Annotated in this window: 1 protein-coding gene; it reads right to left on the bottom strand. The window is 60.7% G+C overall.

Going from position 1 to position 1,727, the window contains the following annotated elements; all coding sequences use genetic code 11:
• Positions 1-29: 29 nt before the first annotated feature.
• Positions 30-1,568 carry a glycoside hydrolase family 3 protein gene (locus tag NW818_RS13995; protein ID WP_414424907.1) on the bottom strand — a complete coding sequence of 513 codons (1,539 nt, stop codon included), beginning with the start codon at positions 1,566-1,568 and terminating at the stop codon, positions 30-32.
• Positions 1,569-1,727: the final 159 nt, after the last annotated feature.

The following is a 1,727-nucleotide window of genomic DNA, read 5'->3' as shown; positions in this document are numbered from 1 at the left end:
CAGTGTTCAGCGTAAATGTATCAGCTCCGCTAACGCGACCAGGATCCCTCCAAGTGGGATCCAACCGGCAAGCGACCCTGGGCCGGGATCTGTCCCAACAACACCTGCAGCAACGCCTGTAGAGAGACGGGGGTAGTGCCGTAGCAGGCCAAATAGACCGGGATCTGGGGCAGGGCAAAGGCGTCGTAGGGGGATCCCAAGGCCAACCCAATCACCTTTTCCGGCGGAAGGGATCCCAGTAAGTCCGCCAGCAACTCCTTCTGAAGCGGGTAACGAAACAGATCAAGGGATCCCACCAGCACTTGGTCAGCTCTTGACGCCCCTTGCAGGGTTGTTTGCAAATCCTCAGGGGTAGGCTCTGGGCTGAGCTTGAGAACCTGAGCACCGGGCCAGACATTTTGGAAAAGATCCCCCAGAAGAGGCACAGGGGTAATGAGCAGCGGGTCAGGGGCCAAGGGAGGCAGGGATCCCCGTACTAGGGTGATGCTGTCTTGGGCGATTTGGCGGGCCAGTGCCCGGTGGTTTTCCAAGCCGGCAGGGGGGAAAGGGGGGCAGGGGGATCCCAATCCGTAGCGCCGCTTCAAGGTCAAAATTCGCTCCACTGACCGATCCAACTGCTCAACCGACAAACGACCGGCACGGAACTCCCGCAGCAGATGGGCATAGGCTTCTTTTTGGATGGCCGGGCTAAAGCCGGGATCTGCCCCAAACACCAGCACATCGGCTCCTGCCCTAAAGGCCAGTTCTGCCGCTTCGGGAATGCCGTAGGTGCGGGCAATGGCCCCCATGGTCAGGGAATCCGTCAGGACAAGACCCTTGAAACCCAGCTTCTGCCGCAGCCAGCCGGACACCACCTCAGGGGCCAGCGTTGCCGGTTGCAAGGACTTCGTCCCGCTGTCGCCGACGGATCCCAGAGCCGGCATCACCACATGCGCCGTCATCATCGCCTCTGCCCCTGCCCGGATCAAAGCCTGAAACGGGCGCAATTCCGTGGTCTGTAGCGCCTCCAGAGGGCGATCCACCCGCGGCAACCCCAGGTGGGAATCCATATCGGTGTCCCCATGGCCGGGAAAATGTTTGGGCGTACAGAGGATCCCGGCTTGCCGATAGCCGCGCCACAGGGCGAGGCCGTAATCTGTCACCTGTTTCGGGTCTGACCCAAAGGCTCGGATGCCGATGATGGGGTTGTGGGGGTTGCTGTTCACGTCCACAACAGGGGCGAAGTTGAGGTTAAACCCCAAACTTTTCAGCTCCGTTCCCACCGCACGGGCCATAGCTTCCGCCTTTGCCAGGGATCCCGCTGCTGCCACTGCCATGGCGCTGGGGAACACCGTCACCCCCTCGGTAAGGCGCACCACCGGCCCCCCCTCTTGATCAATGGCTATCCATAGGGGGACACGGGCCTGTGCCTGAGCGGCGGCAATGAGCTGGGCCACCTGAGGCAACGTTTGAATGTTGCCGGCAATCGAATAGAAGATCAGCCCGCCCACGTGGTAGTCCCGGATCATCTCCTCGAGAGCGGAGGAAAACTCAGCTCCCTCAAAATAAACCAGAAACAGTTGCCCCACTTTCTCCTCAAGGCTCCAAGCCCTGGGATCCACTGCGGCAGCGGGACGGGGTCCTATCGAGCATGTCAAAGCAGATGTCCTAAAGCAGATGTCCTTGGGCGTCGCTGCCAAGAAAGCCGGTCAGGATGAGCGTAAACTACCCGACATCAACCGCTAGGC

Source organism: Synechococcus sp. R6-5 (genome assembly GCF_047461775.1).
In the GTDB taxonomy this organism is placed as follows: domain Bacteria; phylum Cyanobacteriota; class Cyanobacteriia; order Thermostichales; family Thermostichaceae; genus Thermostichus.
Note: the sequence above shows the minus strand (reverse complement) of the source record. Positions and strands in the feature narration are given on the sequence as shown.